14 protein-coding genes are annotated in these 15,584 nt (G+C 44.1%); 7 read left to right on the forward strand and 7 right to left on the reverse strand.

Annotation, left to right across the window (positions count from 1 at the left end; all coding sequences use genetic code 11):
• Window positions 1-393: 393 nt before the first annotated feature.
• Together grpE and dnaK are read left to right on the forward strand one after the other, a co-directional pair.
• Window positions 394-1,143 carry a nucleotide exchange factor GrpE gene (gene grpE, locus H6G26_RS03255; protein ID WP_190727902.1) on the forward strand — a complete coding sequence of 250 codons (750 nt, stop codon included), beginning with the start codon at window positions 394-396 and terminating at the stop codon, window positions 1,141-1,143.
• Between the two features lie 227 nt (window positions 1,144-1,370).
• Window positions 1,371-3,329, forward strand: coding sequence for a molecular chaperone DnaK (dnaK, locus tag H6G26_RS03260; RefSeq protein ID WP_190727903.1), 1,959 nt, complete (start codon window positions 1,371-1,373; stop codon window positions 3,327-3,329).
• 184 nt (window positions 3,330-3,513) lie between these two features.
• Here the strand turns inward: dnaK and H6G26_RS03265 are convergent, their stop codons facing one another.
• Window positions 3,514-3,792, reverse strand: a complete 279-nt coding sequence (locus H6G26_RS03265; protein ID WP_190727904.1) for a hypothetical protein — start codon at window positions 3,790-3,792, stop codon at window positions 3,514-3,516.
• A 167-nt stretch (window positions 3,793-3,959) separates the two neighbouring features.
• On the opposite strand from H6G26_RS03265, the gene dnaJ reads away from it, so the two are divergent.
• The 5 genes from dnaJ (at window position 3,960) to H6G26_RS03290 (ending at window position 9,646) form a co-directional block, all read left to right on the forward strand.
• On the forward strand, window positions 3,960-5,087 hold the full coding sequence (gene dnaJ / locus H6G26_RS03270) for a molecular chaperone DnaJ (protein WP_190727905.1): 1,128 nt from the start codon (window positions 3,960-3,962) through the stop codon (window positions 5,085-5,087).
• Entirely contained in the window at window positions 5,087-5,344 is a 258-nt protein-coding gene (locus tag H6G26_RS03275; RefSeq protein WP_190727906.1) for a sulfurtransferase TusA family protein, read from the forward strand. The genes dnaJ and H6G26_RS03275 overlap by 1 nt, the downstream gene beginning before the upstream one ends.
• Entirely contained in the window at window positions 5,341-6,441 is a 1,101-nt protein-coding gene (gene rsgA / locus H6G26_RS03280) for a small ribosomal subunit biogenesis GTPase RsgA (RefSeq protein WP_190727907.1), read from the forward strand. The genes H6G26_RS03275 and rsgA overlap by 4 nt, the downstream gene beginning before the upstream one ends.
• Before the next feature lie 184 nt (window positions 6,442-6,625).
• Window positions 6,626-7,345, forward strand: a complete 720-nt coding sequence (locus H6G26_RS03285) for a Uma2 family endonuclease (protein ID WP_190727908.1) — start codon at window positions 6,626-6,628, stop codon at window positions 7,343-7,345.
• 711 nt (window positions 7,346-8,056) lie between these two features.
• Entirely contained in the window at window positions 8,057-9,646 is a 1,590-nt protein-coding gene (locus tag H6G26_RS03290) for a glycoside hydrolase family 57 protein (RefSeq protein ID WP_190727909.1), read from the forward strand.
• A gap of 191 nt (window positions 9,647-9,837) precedes the next feature.
• On the opposite strand, the gene H6G26_RS03295 is transcribed toward H6G26_RS03290, so the two are convergent.
• The 6 genes from H6G26_RS03295 to H6G26_RS03320 form a co-directional block, all read right to left on the reverse strand.
• Window positions 9,838-11,277, reverse strand: coding sequence for a DUF697 domain-containing protein (locus H6G26_RS03295; protein WP_190727910.1), 1,440 nt, complete (start codon window positions 11,275-11,277; stop codon window positions 9,838-9,840).
• A 42-nt stretch (window positions 11,278-11,319) separates the two neighbouring features.
• Window positions 11,320-11,802 carry a group I intron-associated PD-(D/E)XK endonuclease gene (locus H6G26_RS03300; protein WP_190727985.1) on the reverse strand — a complete coding sequence of 161 codons (483 nt, stop codon included), beginning with the start codon at window positions 11,800-11,802 and terminating at the stop codon, window positions 11,320-11,322.
• 451 nt (window positions 11,803-12,253) lie between these two features.
• Entirely contained in the window at window positions 12,254-13,207 is a 954-nt protein-coding gene (locus tag H6G26_RS03305; RefSeq protein WP_109011960.1) for an asparaginase, read from the reverse strand.
• Window positions 13,208-13,293: 86 nt separating this feature from the next.
• Window positions 13,294-13,794 carry a CGLD27 family protein gene (locus tag H6G26_RS03310; RefSeq protein ID WP_190727911.1) on the reverse strand — a complete coding sequence of 167 codons (501 nt, stop codon included), beginning with the start codon at window positions 13,792-13,794 and terminating at the stop codon, window positions 13,294-13,296.
• The gene (gene rsfS / locus H6G26_RS03315) at window positions 13,791-14,249 is read right to left on the reverse strand and encodes a ribosome silencing factor (RefSeq protein WP_190727912.1); all 459 of its coding nucleotides are present in this window, start codon (window positions 14,247-14,249) and stop codon (window positions 13,791-13,793) included. Before rsfS ends, H6G26_RS03310 begins: the two co-directional genes overlap by 4 nt.
• 191 nt (window positions 14,250-14,440) lie before the next feature.
• Entirely contained in the window at window positions 14,441-15,571 is a 1,131-nt protein-coding gene (locus H6G26_RS03320) for a HAMP domain-containing protein (protein ID WP_190727913.1), read from the reverse strand.
• Between the last annotated feature and the right edge of the window lie 13 nt (window positions 15,572-15,584).

Genomic DNA, 15,584 nt, shown 5'->3' on the forward strand with positions numbered 1-15,584 from the left:
CCCAAGACTCAAAACATCTGACTCAGCACTGGCTCAACCATATCTATCCGCTAACAACACTTAGCACTTCCGAAGGAATGACAATATTTGATAAATGGTTAAATTTTAAGTAGTAATTCATTAAAAAACTGACTCATGAATCAGATGAAGGGCGAATCATATTTAGTGCCACTTTTCCAAATTACTTGCTGCTAGAGGTACACTACTCGTTCGGGTTACCGCCTTAGTGGGGTCTACGCTAACGTGTTCACCATTTGCCACAATAAGAGGGCGGTTACATCACTTCTAGGAACTTGTCGGCAATAAAATCAGCCTCAGTTGCAAGTCGTAGATGACGACGGTTGCAAGCTGTGGAAATACACTGCCATAAAAAGCATCTGGAATGAGTAGACAATGATGGATGAAAATAAACAGATAAACAATACAAGCCAGCAATTGGGTGAACCAACAGAGGTAAAGCAAGAAATGAAGAGTGATTCCCAAGCCCAAATTAATTTCAATGAATCTGGTAGCGAGGTTACAGAGCAAGTGGCAGCCCAAACCAATATATCGGGGGAGCCGACTACTTTCAATCCAGAAATTGGTGTCGCTGCATCCGAAAACACTGGAGTGCAAACAGCAGCTTTGGCAGAACTGACTCAACAAATCGAGTCTCTCAAAACGCAACTAGAAGAGCGTAGTACTCAATATATGCGGATTGCCGCAGATTTTGAGAATTATCGGAAACGCACTAGCAAAGAAAAAGAAGAGCTAGAGACGTTGATGAAGCGGAATACGATTCTGGAATTGCTGCCAGTGGTCGATAATTTTGAGCGGGCCCGATCGCACCTCAAACCGCAATCTGATGGTGAAATGACCATGCACAAAAGCTACCAAGGCGTTTACAAACAATTAGTAGATAGCCTGAAGCGCTTGGGTGTATCACCAATGCGTCCTGAAGGTCAAGAATTTGATCCTAACCTGCATGAAGCAGTAATGCGGGAACCTACGGATGAACATCCTGAAGGAACAGTGTTAGAAGAGTTAGTGCGCGGATATTACTTGGGCGATCGCGTGCTACGCCATGCAATGGTCAAAGTAGCTGCTCCAAAGGAAGATACACCTTCTACGGAGCAAGATCAGTCGAGTCCAGCCAACAGTTAAGCTGTAGTCGCTCGTCTCGCTGACCTAAAGTGCCTGGGTTCTAGTAAGGACGAGCATCGCGTACCTAAAACTTGGACAAGGCTTTGGATAACTCTCTGTGTTTCAACTTCTCTTTTGCTACCAGCAACAGAGGTTCCACAGACGTTATCCCCTAGCCTTGGTTCGTAGCAAAAAAGTTAGTCCGCGACAGATTACAGCAGAACAACTCGGTAAAAATACTGGCAAGTATGGGAAAAGTTATTGGGATCGACTTAGGCACTACTAACAGTTGCGTCGCAGTTTTGGAGGGCGGTCAACCACTGGTGATCTCCAATTCTGAAGGTGGACGAACTACTCCAAGTATTGTGGGATTTGGGAAGAGTGGCGATCGCTTGATTGGTCAATTGGCAAAGCGCCAAGCCGTAACCAATGCCGAAAACACAATTTACAGTATTAAACGATTTATCGGGCGGCGTTGGGAAGATACTGACATAGAACGTGATCGCGTCCCCTACAACTGTGTCAAAGGTCGAGATGATACCGTTGATGTCCAAATTCGCTCAAAAAACTACACGCCACAAGAACTATCCGCCATGATCCTGCAAAAACTGAAGCAGGATGCGGAAAACTTCTTGGGTGAGGAAGTCACTCAGGCAGTGATCACCGTACCAGCATATTTTACAGATGCCCAAAGACAAGCAACTAAAGATGCTGGCACAATTGCTGGACTAGAAGTCCTGCGAATCATCAATGAACCAACGGCTGCGGCTTTAGCTTTCGGATTGGAAAAGCAAGACCAAGAGCAGCTAATTTTAGTATTTGACTTAGGAGGCGGTACTTTTGACGTATCGATCCTGCAACTTGGAGATGGCGTTTTTGAAGTTAAGGCTACTTGTGGTAACAACCACTTGGGTGGAGACGACTTTGATAATGCGATCGTGCTTTGGATGATGGAACGCTTCCAGCAACAAGAGAAAATCGACCTTTCCCACGATAAGATGGCACTGCAACGCCTGCGGGAAGCAGCAGAGAAGGCAAAAATTGAACTCTCCAGCATGATGAATACCTCCATCAACTTGCCGTTTATCACAGCTGATGAAACCGGGCCAAAGCATCTGGAAATGGAACTCAGCCGTTCTAAATTTGAAGAACTGGCACTTAATTTAATTGAAGGTACCATCGAACCAATGATCCAAGCGCTCAAAGATGCGGATCTCAAACCACAAGCCATAGATCGGATTATTTTGGTAGGTGGTTCTACCCGTATTCCCGCAGTCCAAAACGCGCTAATTAAGTTTTTCAATGGCAAAGCTCCCGATCGCTCTATCAACCCTGACGAAGCGGTAGCATTGGGAGCGGCTATCCAAGCAGGAGTGTTGGGTGGCGAAGTCGATAATCTCTTACTTTTGGATGTCACCCCCCTGTCCTTGGGAATTGAAACTTTGGGTGAAGTGTTCACCAAAATCATTGAACGCAACACCACAATTCCTACAAGTAAGTCACAAGTTTTTTCCACAGCAGTTGATGGGCAAACCTCGGTAGAAATTCACGTTCTGCAAGGTGAACGGGCAATGTCACGAGATAATAAAAGTCTCGGCAAGTTTCTGTTAGCAGGAATTCCCCCATCTCCCCGTGGTGTGCCGCAAATTGAAGTATCTTTTGAAATCGATGTCAACGGCATCATGAAGGTTTCTGCCCAAGACAAAGGTACAGGTAGAGAACAGAGTATCAGGATTACCAATACAGGTGGTTTGAGTACCAACGAAGTCGAACGGATGCGTCAAGAGGCCGAACTGTTTTTTGAAGAAGATAGAAGACGTAAAGAACTGGTTGAACTCAAAAACCAAGCAGATAATCTGTTGTTCAGTTACGAATCCACCATCAAGGATAATAGCAACTTTATCGGCGACCAGATGAAAACCCTGGCCAGTGAAAAAGTTTCACAACTTCAAGCTGCAATGATCGACTCCAGCATCTCCATAGTGGAATTTAAGCAGCGCTTAGACGACTTCCAACAAACCCTGTTTGCAATTGGTGCTGATGTCTATAATCGAGCTAATAATCAAAGTGATGAGATTGAAAAGGCTTCAACTAGTCTTTCTACTCCAGAAGTAGACTCACCAATGAATGGCACACTAATACCACAATTCAACTTTGATTTTGACGAAGAAAGTACTGCCCAGGTTGATTATGAGGCAATAGATTAGGGATTGGGCATGGGGCATTGAGCATAGTTTTCTCTATGTCCCCCTTGCCTCCCTTGGCGCTTCCCTACTCCCCTAAGTTGCAGAATTTTATTAAGACATTTTAATATATCTAAATATTGATTATAAATTTAGCGAAGTTTCACAAGACCCCAGCAGTTTGCTAGATTGTAGAAGCAAATTACTGCTAGGCAGTATGTCGGTTCAGATGCACTTCCATTGCATCTGGGTGGTTTTCCACACCTAATGGTGCGGCTAGCCCCTCTGGTTGATGGGCGGGGTTTTCCTCTCCTACGTAGCACAATTGTAAAAGAGACAGCCGACTCGGCAGTGAGAAGTCTGAGCAGAGGCTTCCCCTGCTCATAACTTTTATAGCTTTTGTCGTCTCCCACGAGGAAAGCACCTGTTGCTCAAGATTTGTCGGTGATTTTTGTAAAGGGTAAAGGGTAAAATCAGTTATTAACAAAAATTAATTTTATCTTCTGCCTGACCTCCGGCAAGCCGCCCTTTAAAGGATAGTGTGTTTCTCTTGCATATCTGTAAAGTAAAACCCCTTCCTGTAGGGTAGCAAGTGACCGTGAGTGACGTTCTACTGACTTCTGCTTTCTTCCTTCTAACTTTTACCTTTGCTATATGGCCCGCGACTATTATGAAATCCTGGGTGTCTCTCGTGACACCGACAAAGAAGAAATCAAACAAGCTTATCGCCGTCTAGCCCGGAAGTATCACCCAGATGTGAACAAAGAACCGGGGGCGGAGGATCGGTTTAAAGAAATTAACCGCGCTTATGAGGTACTCTCAGAGCCAGAAACCCGCGCTCGTTATGATCGCTTTGGCCCAGAGGGTGTGTCAGGTGCTGGCGCTGGCTTCCAAGATGTGGGCGATATGGGTGGTTTTGCCGATATCTTTGAAAGCATTTTTAGCGGCTTTGCTGGTGGTATGGGTAATCCCACGCAACAAAGACGGCGCAGTGGACCTGCAAGGGGCGATGACCTGCGGCTAGACCTGAAGTTAGACTTTCGGGAAGCGGTATTTGGCGGGGAAAAAGAAATTCGCATTTCCCATCTAGAAAATTGTGAAGTCTGTAGCGGTTCTGGTGCTAAACCTGGAACCCGCCCTCGGACTTGTTCGACTTGTACCGGATCGGGTCAAGTCCGCCGTGTCACTAGAACACCTTTTGGCAGTTTCACCCAAGTCTCGACTTGTCCCACCTGTAATGGGACAGGGATGGTAATTGAAGATAAGTGTGATGCGTGTGATGGTAAGGGTGCAAATCAAGTTACAAAGAAACTCAAAATTACCATTCCGGCTGGGGTGGATAATGGCACACGCTTGCGGATTTCTAGTGAAGGAGATGCTGGTCAACGCAGTGGCCCTCCTGGGGATTTGTACGTTTACTTGTTCGTAAATGAGGACGAGGAATTCCAACGGGATGGCATTAATATTCTCTCGGAAATCAAACTTAGCTACCTGCAAGCGATTTTAGGTTGTCGCTTAGAGGTAGATACGGTCGATGGACCAGTAGAACTGATCGTTCCGGCTGGAACCCAGCCCAATACGGTGATGAAGTTGGAAAATCGCGGTGTACCCCGTTTAGGTAATCCTGTTAGTCGAGGGGATCATATGCTGACAGTATTAATTGATATTCCCAGCAAGGTCACCCCTGAGGAGAGGGAACTGTTAGAGAAGCTGGCTAAAATTAAGGGAGATCGCACTGGTAAAGGCGGTTTAGAAGGATTCTTGGGAAATTTATTTAAGTAATGCAGCCCTCTTCTCTTTTAACTCCTGATGCTCAACTTGATTTACGCGGCACTCCTTGCCCAATTAATTTTGTGCGGACAAAACTACGTCTGGAGAAAATGCCATTGGGAGGTTTGCTAGAAGTCTGGCTAGACCCTGGTGAGCCGATTGAGCAGGTTCCCGATAGTCTAACAATGTCAGGTTATCAGGTGGAACAGATTACAGACTGTAGTAGTTATTTTTCTCTGTTAGTACGCCGCCCAGATGCTGGCCAATGACAGGGGAAAATTTTGCTGCAACTGAGGTTTTATTGGGTACGGTGCTAGCCGTGCAAGCTAATTTTTACCGAGTACAACTGGATCAAGAGGATGGGGAGATTAGGGAGATGAGGGAGCAAGATTCTCATCTTCCCCATCCCCCTCTCCTGCTCTGTACTCGCCGAACACGCCTGAAAAAAATCGGGCAACAGGTGATGGTAGGCGATCGCGTTGTGGTAGAAGAGCCAGATTGGGCTGGGGGACGGGGAGCGATCGCTGATGTTTTACCCCGCCAAAGTGAATTGGATCGTCCAGCGATCGCCAATGTTAACCAAATCCTATTGGTATTTGCCGTTGCTGATCCGCCTTTGGAACCTTATCAACTGAGTCGGTTTCTGATTAAGGCTGAGTCTACAGGCTTAGATGTACTTTTATGTTTGAATAAAAGTGATTTAATTTCACCCCAGGAACAGCAGCAAATTAGCGATCGCCTTCTTGGTTGGGGCTATGAACCAATATTTATCAGCGTCAAAGATGGTATAAATACTGACCAAGCAACCAAATACTTAAGCAGTAAAATTACTGTAATTGCTGGGCCTTCTGGCGTTGGCAAATCCAGCCTGATTAATACGCTGATTGAATCTGCCAAACTGCGAGTAGGGGAAGTTTCTGGCAAACTAGCTCGTGGTCGTCATACCACTCGCCATATAGAATTATTTGAGCTACCTAATGGTGGAATGCTTGCAGACACCCCCGGCTTTAATCAGCCGGACATGGATTGTATACCAGAAGAATTAATTCATTATTTCCCAGAAGCAAGAAAGCGGTTAGCAGTTGCTAGCTGTCGGTTTAGCGATTGTCTGCATCGAGACGAGCCGGAATGTGCGGTGCGGGGAGACTGGGAACGATATGAACATTATTTAGAATTTTTGTCCGATGCGATCGCCCGTCAAACTCAGCTGCACCAACAAGCTGATCCTGAATCTACGATGAAGTTAAAAAGCAAAGGCAAAGGGCAGAGTCAATACGAACCCAAGCTAGAAAGTAAAAAATATCGCCGCATTTCCCGCAAGACTCAGTTACAGGACTTGCAGGAATTATATCGGGATGAAGAATAAGAATAAGGAGTGCGATGTCTACGACGGGCTATGACGCTCGATAGAGCAGCGTTAGCGACGCAGGAGCGTCTGACTCGCTAGCTACCGCTTCTCTACGAGACGCACTCGCGTTCGCTATCGGTGTCCCACTTCTATGTAAAGCTTGGTCACGATAGCATGGATACAAATAGAAAAACTATCTTGTATGTCTCAGCCCCTTGCTACCACCACTAGTGTAAAAGATGTCAATGAAAGTATAATTTTCCCCCCAGGCGACATCTATAGTGACGAACCCCCATTGGAATCTGATTTACACCGCGAACAAATTGATTTACTTATCCGCCTCATCAAATGGTGGTGGCGCGATCGTCAGGATTTTTATGCTACCGGGAACCTGACAATCTACTTCAGTCCTAACCAAAAAAAGTCAGAAGAATTTCGAGGCCCTGATTTCTTTGTGGTTTTAGATACAGAAAAGAAAGACCGCAAAAGCTGGGTTGTGTGGCAAGAAGACGGCAAATATCCCAATGTAATTATTGAGCTATTATCTAATTCCACTGCCTCGGTTGATAAAGGTTTGAAAAAACAAATATACGAGAATACATTTCGCACTCCAGATTACTTTTGGTTTGACCCAAATAACTTAGAATTACAGGGATTTCACATAGTTGATGGGCAATATCAAGAACTTGTACCCACTGAGTCTGGTTGGTTGTGGAGTCAGCAATTAGGGCTGTATTTGGCAGTATATTTAGGCAAATTACGCTTTTTTACACCAGACAGACAGCTGGTGATGTTGCCAGAGGAAGAATCAAATCAACAATTACAGCAAACAAATCAAGAGCTAGAACAGGAACGTGAACGGTCTGCAATATTGACAGAACGATTACGAGCCGCAGGTATTGATCCTGAGCAAATATTTTGAAAAAGGCATGGAAAAATAGTACTATCAACCAAACAATATCTGATAAAGTCCGTTGGACAATCTCTAAAACTGCTTGCAACTTTTGCTAGTTAATGACGAGATTATATCATTACTGTTACTAAGTTTCGGCGTTCGAGTTCAGCGTTTTTTTGCACAGTTCTGGCGTAGGCGTAGCCCGCCGTAGGCATCGCCGATCAAAAAATAGCAGAGGTAATCATACACATCAGGAACTGATGAAAGAAGGACTTGCAAAGAGTGATTCCCGGCGCGGAGTTTGGAAAATTAGTGAAGCTAGATACCAGTATCTTGCTGAACATGAAAATAGTAATTATACCAATTTGAAAAAAGAATGCGACAGATGGGTAGGGGCACAACATTGTTGTGCCCTTACAAATAATTGATGTGTCGCAAACATTATTTGAATTGGTATTAGTAGATACATTCCAACTTCGCTGCTTTTACGCCAGCCATGCACCTAAAAAGTTGGGAAATATACTTGTCACGACTTTAAGTCATGTACATCTGGTACTAAAGATTAGGATTGATAATTTGGTTAGAGATGAACAGTTAACATGAAGCAGCAGCCTAAGCGTTCCTTTTATGTGAAAAGTTGACACTCGTATCTTCACTATCCCCATAAAGTCTTAAAATATTGTTAATTTCAGCCAAACCTCTCGACCTTCAACTTACAAGTATCACCCCAAAATCACTATGGCTATCGGCTACGTCGCGCTTGTACTTCATGCACATCTGCCCTTCGTTCGTCACCCGGAAAGTGACTACGTGCTGGAGGAAGAATGGCTCTATGAAGCCATCACAGAAACATACATCCCCTTATTGAAAGTATTTGAAGGCTTAAAGCGAGACGGTATCGACTTTAAAATCACGATGAGTATGACACCACCTCTAGTGTCGATGCTTCGTGACCCTCTGCTGCAAGAACGCTATGACGCACACTTGACTCAACTAGAAGAACTTATAGCGCTAGAAGCAGAACATAATGTCAATAATGGACATCTTCGTTATTTAGCTGAACATTACATTACTGAGTTTAAAGAAGCGCGTCAGATATGGGAACGCAATCAAGGTGACTTGGTGACAGCTTTTAAGCAGTTCCAAGACAGTAACAACCTGGAAATCATCACTTGCGGCGCTACTCACGGCTATTTGCCGTTGATGAAGATGTATCCAGAAGCGGTGTGGGCGCAAATTCAGGTAGCCTGTGAACATTACGAGCAAACCTTTGAACAACCGCCCAGAGGCATTTGGTTGCCGGAATGCGCCTACTATGAGGGTTTAGAGCGGATGCTAGCCGATGCTGGGTTACGCTACTTCCTCACTGATGGGCATGGCATTCTTTATGCCCGTCCCCGTCCGCGCTTTGGCACTTATGCCCCAATTTATACAGAAACTGGTGTTGCGGTCTTTGGTCGAGATCATGAATCGTCCCAACAGGTATGGTCTTCTGAAGTGGGCTATCCTGGGGCGGCGGAATATCGAGAATTTTACAAAGATTTGGGTTGGGAAGCAGAATATGAGTACATCAAGCCCTACATCATGCCCAATGGCCAACGGAAGAATACGGGTATTAAGTATCACAAAATTACGGGGCGTGGTTTAGGTCTATCAGATAAAGCGCTCTACGATCCTTATTGGGCTAGGGAAAAGGCTGCTGAACACGCTGCTAACTTTATGTATAACCGAGAGCGCCAATCTGAGCATCTTTATGGTATGATGCAGCGCCCACCGATTATTGTTTCTCCTTATGACGCAGAGTTATTTGGGCATTGGTGGTATGAAGGGCCTTGGTTCATTGATTACCTATTCCGTAAGTCGTGGTACGACCAAGGAACCTATGCAATGACTCATTTAGCAGACTATTTGCGAGATCAGCCAACGCAGCAAGTTTGTCGTCCTTCGCAGTCGAGTTGGGGTTTCAAGGGTTTCCACGAGTATTGGTTAAATGAAACAAATGCATGGGTTTATCCGCATTTGCACAAAGCTGCTGAACGGATGATTGAAATATCGCATTTAGAACCAGAGGATGAATTGCAGTGGAAAGCGCTTAACCAAGCGGCGCGGGAATTGTTATTAGCACAATCTTCTGACTGGGCATTTATTATGCGGACGGGAACAATGGTACCCTATGCAATTAGAAGGACGCGATCGCACCTAATGCGGTTCAATAAGCTCTACGAAGACGTGAAAATCGGCAAAGTTGACAGTGGTTGGCTAGAAAAAGTCGAGTTAATGGATAATATCTTCCCCGAAATCAACTATCGCGTATATCGTCCACTATAGTCTCACAAAAATTAAGCTCATCCCACCCCAAAAGGGCATGGGAGAACATGAAAGACTGTTGATTGTTGACAGTTGACAGTTAACCGTCAACTGCGTCCCATCTTTAAAAAGAGTGGGTTTTCCCAATGCCTTTTTATAATCAACAGCAGTAGGGTGGGCAATGCCCACCCTATATTAGTAGTAAGGAGTGTTTATTTTACCAATTCAACCTGCTGTACTTCTGGCAACAAACGCTTCACGCCTTGCTTAACAAATCCCTGCAAAAAACCAATCTGCTGATTTTGCTGAAATACCTTTTGCAAAGTTTGCCGCAAATTTTCCAAATTCAAACCAGTCCCAGAATCTATTGCTATTTCCTGCTGTTGGAAATACTCAACTAGGCTTAACCCTGCGACTCTAGTTAGATAAGCTGCACTTACTCCCTGCACTACGCCACCAGCAACAAAGGTAACGGCATTACTTTTAAGAACAGTACTAATAGCCTTTGTAGAAAGTTCAACTAAACCCAGTTTCAGCATTAAACTTCCCATTGTTCCAGCTATGGTTTGTGCTTGTTCTAGGGAAAATTTTTGTTGATAGATATTACCCAAATCCATTACCATCTGAGCATTAATGGCCGCAGTTGCAAGGATGTCAAGGGCTGGAACTGGGTTAGCAAAGGCAGCAGCAGCAGCTATCCACTGATATTGTTCAATAATTGGGGTGGCGCGATCACGTCTGGTTCCATTCAACCAGTTTTTCGCCTCAGCTTTCAACAACCCGGCTTTTCTCATGGTTGTTACCCAAACTAGCCGTTGTCCCTGCTGTACCAAAACTTCATCCAACTGCTGCGTCAACTGCTGGATATTTGGTGCTGGTTGTTCCATCCACTCTTGCACAGAACCATCAGCCTTATGCTTTCGGACTTTGATGGGAATGGGAGAGGCGGCTGTTGCAAGTACATTCCCTTGCATTCGCTGTTTTAATGACAGCAAGATACTGGCGCTTTCATCGGCTAAATACTGGTCTTGTTTGTTCAAAACCAGGATTGTGGGCTGATTTACTGCTTTTAGCTGCTGTAAGGTTTGGAATTCTGAGTCTGTCAAATCACCGTTTGTCAAGAACAGAACAAAATCTGATTTTGCTACTTCTGCCAAAACAGCTGCATCTGAATTGTCACCCGCTTCTCTAAATAAAGGTGCTGTTTCTTCTAGAGACACGAAACTTGGTGTCTCGACATTATCCTTTAACACTTTAATTAAAGTGCTTTTACCTACGGATTTACCGCCAGTCACAGCAACTTTAATTTCTTGTCTGTCTAACTCCAACAACAATTGGGCAACTTGTTCTCTAAGTGTCTCTAATGCTGTGTGGTTTTCTGATTCTTGTGCTAGTTGATTAATTACAGTTTCAGTTTTAGCGATCGCACTTTTTACTATCGCCCGATCCACCACCATACCATCTAGCTCGTCTAAACTGTCTTTCGGGCGATTTTTTTGGAACAACCACAAACCACCGCCTACAGCTAAGGCACTCAATAAACCAAACTCACTCACCTGCACTATAGAATCGTGCCAACTTTGTAACATCCATAGAGAAAAGGACAGTCCCAATCCTCCCACTAAAATTGGTCGCTGCAACTTCACAACCATGATTCTCCGCGCCTTTTAGATGGCTATTTCTTCCAGAATAGATCAAAAACCTGCTTCTCCGAGTTGAACAGGCGATCGAATACAACTTTCTTTAGCTACTGATGCCTGTAAAATTAACTCCCAGGCTTCTCGATATTGTGCAGAACGAGGTTTCCTCTGTCGTTTTTCAGCTTCAACAAGGTGTACTTCGCTTCCATAATCTATGAACACATCTACGGGAAAAACATAGAACAGATCAAGTTTTTCTATATATACTAAGGCAAAATCAAAGTCTGATAGCTTATATGCTTCTCGAAGCATCAGCCGTCGATTGGTTTTAGTACGGCGGTTATCTACAACATAATTGCCCGAAGGTTCATCCAACCAAGCATATTTGACTTGGATTTTAATTAAAGTTCCCTCTACATCAAATGCTAGATCGTAAGGTAGCCGATCGCCAAAAGGTTTTAAAACTCCCCAACCACGCTTTAAGGCATGAAGAACAGCAGCTTGTTCTGCTATGTCTCCCTTAAGCTTTGTGTCCATTTGTAAAACTGAGTAGCTGACAATCAGCATAAAACAAAACCCTGTAATCTTTTAAGAAAACAGGGTTTTGCTTTATCATTCACTTGGTGGCGGGAAGTGGATTTGAACCACTGACCTTCGGGTTATGCTTACCAACTACAACTTTCGTTGCCCAGATTAACTGGTTTGTGGTCTGGACTGTCCCTTCACCCTCGTCATTATCGTTAGGGTGTCTGCCTTCCAGTCTCTACACCTTCTCCATTTATGGAGCTTGGTTCGGGATTACCGCGCTATTGGCTTCCCCGAGTTTGACAGATAAACGCACATAACTTTCATTATGTACCGCCCATAGCAAACTTAACTAATAAGCGTCTAGTTAACTTTGCCCGTTGAGCCCGACGAGCTACCAGGCTGCTCTATCCCGCGTCGCTCTTGACTTTTTTATCATAACCTATGGTCAAGAGTTTTGCAACTACAAAAATGATAATTCTCCAATTACTTCTAAACGCTTGTATTTTCCTAAGGTGACAAACTTTTCACAGAGGCTTTCGGCGGCGCTGGGACTAATCCAACCCATTTGCTGGAGTAAGTGAATAGCCACGGCGTATTTTGCTCGTTTTGCCCCATCCATAACTTTGATTGCCAATCCTAAGCCTTCACCGAGTCTACCAATGCACTGTACTCCTTCGGCACCAGTTTTACTGACCAGTTCACCTGGAGTTAAGCGCATCAGTTCCGTATCAAATTCTCCATCTCCTGCTACCATTGCGGGGTGATGAGTCATAGCACGGACAATGCGCTCCATATCAAGATTGGTACTAGAGGCTAACAGTGCATATAAAGATGCCATGTGACCGAGTTGCATCAGATAAGTTGGTGCACCACAGTCATCATGAGCGCTGATAAATTCTTCAGCTGGCATTCGCAGCAATTCTGCTACTTTGCCCAAAATCAACTGCTGTACTGGGTGCTTGCGATCTAAGTAGTTATTCAAGGGCCAACGGCGTTGCTGACAAACAGCTAACATTCCTGCATGTTTACCAGAGCAATTGTATTCCAGAGGACTGTGCTTACCTTCAGGAATTGGACACTGGAGCATAGTTGGGTCAAGATCGGCCCGCCAAAGGATGTTAAATACCTGTCGGACTTGATCTATTCTTCCTTTATGGGAACTTGTGATAATTGCTAAGTCGCGATCGCTGAGGTCATAGCGTTCCAGTGTACCTGTGGTGGTGACTGCGAGTGCCTGAAACGGTTTGAGGGCTGAACGAATAAATGCAGCAGTTTCAGAATTCCCGGCAACGGTTAGAACCCGTCCTCGTTCGTCGCATACAACAGCCTGGACTATATGCCTGGATTCAATAATACCTTCCCGCAGCAACCGGACTTCCAGTGCTGTGGCTTGAGTTCGTTTTCCCATTGTCATGGGTTTATATTTATTACCTTTTTAATTAATTAGTCATTGGTTATTAGTCACCAGTCCTTAGCTAATAACTAATGACCAATGACTCTTTAAAACAAATGCCAAACTATAGTACCAATAACGTACATTCCCGCCAAGCCAGCGAAAGTAAATTGTAACCGCCGCAGAATAGGTTTAATTTCGTATGAAACAATTAAGCGATCGCGGTTGAGGATTTCTTGTGGCTTCGTCCAAGTTTGGCCGTCGTACCAGCCGGACTCTTCATAAAATACTGTGGGACTGCAAAGGCGATCGCACACGTAAAACCAGCCTAAGTACAACCTTACCAGTGCCAGCACTACTCCAACACTCGCTGTTGCTGCACCACAGAGGATAAAATGTGCAATATACTTGTTGGGAGGAAAACTTGCTGCTGCCACAGGCCCTGCGACCAGCCAAGATAAACTCCAAATCCAAGCAATTTTCGTGATATACTCGCGCAAATCTAAAGTACTATCACGAAATAGCCAGGAAGTTTTTAACTCTTCGTACTCATTGAGCGGTTGTTGGTCTGTGGGAACTGGGCAATTTGAAACCGAAGACCTAATCATGTTGGCTTACCCTCACCCTCATCAGATTCTGGAAGAGAAATACGCTCTGCATGAATCCAGAACGCTTCTAAATTATAAAACTCCCGTTCTTTGGGCATCATGATGTGAACGATTACATCACCGTAGTCTTGTAGTACCCAACTCCCCTCAAGTTTTCCTTCTGTCCTTATAGGACGCCGTTGTAACTCAGTTTCGACCTTTCCTTCAATTGCTTGAGCGATCGCCCTGACTTGTACCTTAGAATAGCCAGTCATCATCACAAAATAATCAGCCAGGTAAGATACCTCTGCTACTTTGAGCAATAAAATCTCACCCGCTTTGCGGTCTGATGCAGCTTCTGCTATCGTTGCAGCTAATTTTCCGCTCTCCTCTTCAGTATGGGCATGGCTTTTTGCCACACTCTTCGTCAGTGGGACGGATTGTAATGGGAAATTTCCTTGGAAAAAATCAGTCATTAAACCTCAGGTGCTTTCTTTTGAAACAATTGTTTACATTTACTTACAAATCACAAACAATTGATCTGAAAATGTGTCAATAGGTTTTTTTGAATACTAACAAAAAAACGCGTGTCTATGGGGTCTAGTTTGATAATTGACTGCTTAGATTTCGATATTAGCAATCAGCAGTTGCGAATGGCTGTTGTTTTTCAGGTTTTCTCGCCATTCTCCTCAGTTTCTCCAAGTTGAGCTTGAGTAGACCGCAATTCCTCTAATGCCAACTTTAAGCTAATGTTTTTTTCATTTAACTCCCGTGTTCGTTCGCGTACTTTCTCTTCTAGTACCTGGCTGTATACCTCTAGCTGTTCGTTAGCATCATTTTGGACTGTGATGAGTTGCTGAACTTCCAAAATTAAACGATTGAGGGAAGTAGCCAAAATCCCAACTTCATCATTGGTTGTTACGGGTGCTTGTAAGTCAAAATTAGATTCTTCTGTAACCTGTTGGGCAATATGGGTGACTGTTTGAATAGGACGGGCAATAGCTCGACTAGTGAAAATTGCTAATAATGTGGCGATCGCGATCGATAGTGACAGGCTACCTAAGATAATATTTAGACGTAATTTCTCTGCCCTTCGCAGCTCCCAATTGGCTTGCTGATACTCCTCGGCTATGACTTCTACAAGGTTGGTGATGTCATCGAGAAAATCATCAATCATAAAAATTGATGAGCTATGCATGAAATTGAACAGTTGAGTTTGTGCTATTTTAATATCGTTTGCTGATAATTTACTGGGATTGTTATCGTAAAACAGAGCCTCTGTGCGCTGTAAGTAAGTATCAAAGCCTTTGTGGACCTGTAACAAGCGGTGAACTGCTTGTTGTTCAATTACAGAATCATATAGAGTTGGGTTCTCAATACTGTAGTTAGTTTTGAACTCAAACCAAACTTGTCTAGCTTGCTCAACATAGTTAACTAACAAAGTATATTGTTCTTGCCATCTTTTTGGTTGATCCATGTATAAAATCAGCTTGTGTTGGTTGGTACGAACACGAAACACGCTGGTTTTCAGTTGATACATCTTATATAACTCTTCAATCGCTGCTTCTTCACGCTTTTGCGCTTGTCGCTGGTAATGATCTGCAATCAGAAACCCAATGCTAGTTCCCAGTACAGCGATGCTCAAAATCAGTGCATATCCAATGCCAATCTTTTGACCAACCTTCAGATGACTGAACCAATATCTAGAATTGCTTTTGTTTGGACTGGAGTTAGTTGATTGCAAGGGAATATTTGACCGGTCAAAAGCCAGTTCATCGAAGTTGTGATGCTGTTTCATATTGAACCTCAAG

The organism is Nostoc sp. FACHB-888 (assembly GCF_014696655.1).
In the GTDB taxonomy this organism is placed as follows: Bacteria; Cyanobacteriota; Cyanobacteriia; order Cyanobacteriales; family Nostocaceae; genus Nostoc.

What these genes read in the sequence shown, in the direction of transcription:
- grpE (WP_190727902.1), top strand. Translation starts at nt 394, where the DNA reads ATGATGGATGAAAATAAACAGATAAACAATACAAGCCAGCAATTGGGT.
- dnaK (WP_190727903.1), top strand. Translation starts at nt 1,371, where the DNA reads ATGGGAAAAGTTATTGGGATCGACTTAGGCACTACTAACAGTTGCGTC.
- dnaJ (WP_190727905.1), top strand. Translation starts at nt 3,960, where the DNA reads ATGGCCCGCGACTATTATGAAATCCTGGGTGTCTCTCGTGACACCGAC.
- H6G26_RS03275 (WP_190727906.1), top strand. Translation starts at nt 5,087, where the DNA reads ATGCAGCCCTCTTCTCTTTTAACTCCTGATGCTCAACTTGATTTACGC.
- rsgA (WP_190727907.1), top strand. Translation starts at nt 5,341, where the DNA reads ATGACAGGGGAAAATTTTGCTGCAACTGAGGTTTTATTGGGTACGGTG.
- H6G26_RS03285 (WP_190727908.1), top strand. Translation starts at nt 6,626, where the DNA reads ATGTCTCAGCCCCTTGCTACCACCACTAGTGTAAAAGATGTCAATGAA.
- H6G26_RS03290 (WP_190727909.1), top strand. Translation starts at nt 8,057, where the DNA reads ATGGCTATCGGCTACGTCGCGCTTGTACTTCATGCACATCTGCCCTTC.
- H6G26_RS03295 (WP_190727910.1), bottom strand. Translation starts at nt 11,277, where the DNA reads ATGGTTGTGAAGTTGCAGCGACCAATTTTAGTGGGAGGATTGGGACTG.
- H6G26_RS03300 (WP_190727985.1), bottom strand. Translation starts at nt 11,802, where the DNA reads ATGGACACAAAGCTTAAGGGAGACATAGCAGAACAAGCTGCTGTTCTT.
- H6G26_RS03305 (WP_109011960.1), bottom strand. Translation starts at nt 13,207, where the DNA reads ATGACAATGGGAAAACGAACTCAAGCCACAGCACTGGAAGTCCGGTTG.
- H6G26_RS03310 (WP_190727911.1), bottom strand. Translation starts at nt 13,794, where the DNA reads ATGATTAGGTCTTCGGTTTCAAATTGCCCAGTTCCCACAGACCAACAA.
- rsfS (WP_190727912.1), bottom strand. Translation starts at nt 14,249, where the DNA reads ATGACTGATTTTTTCCAAGGAAATTTCCCATTACAATCCGTCCCACTG.
- H6G26_RS03320 (WP_190727913.1), bottom strand. Translation starts at nt 15,571, where the DNA reads ATGAAACAGCATCACAACTTCGATGAACTGGCTTTTGACCGGTCAAAT.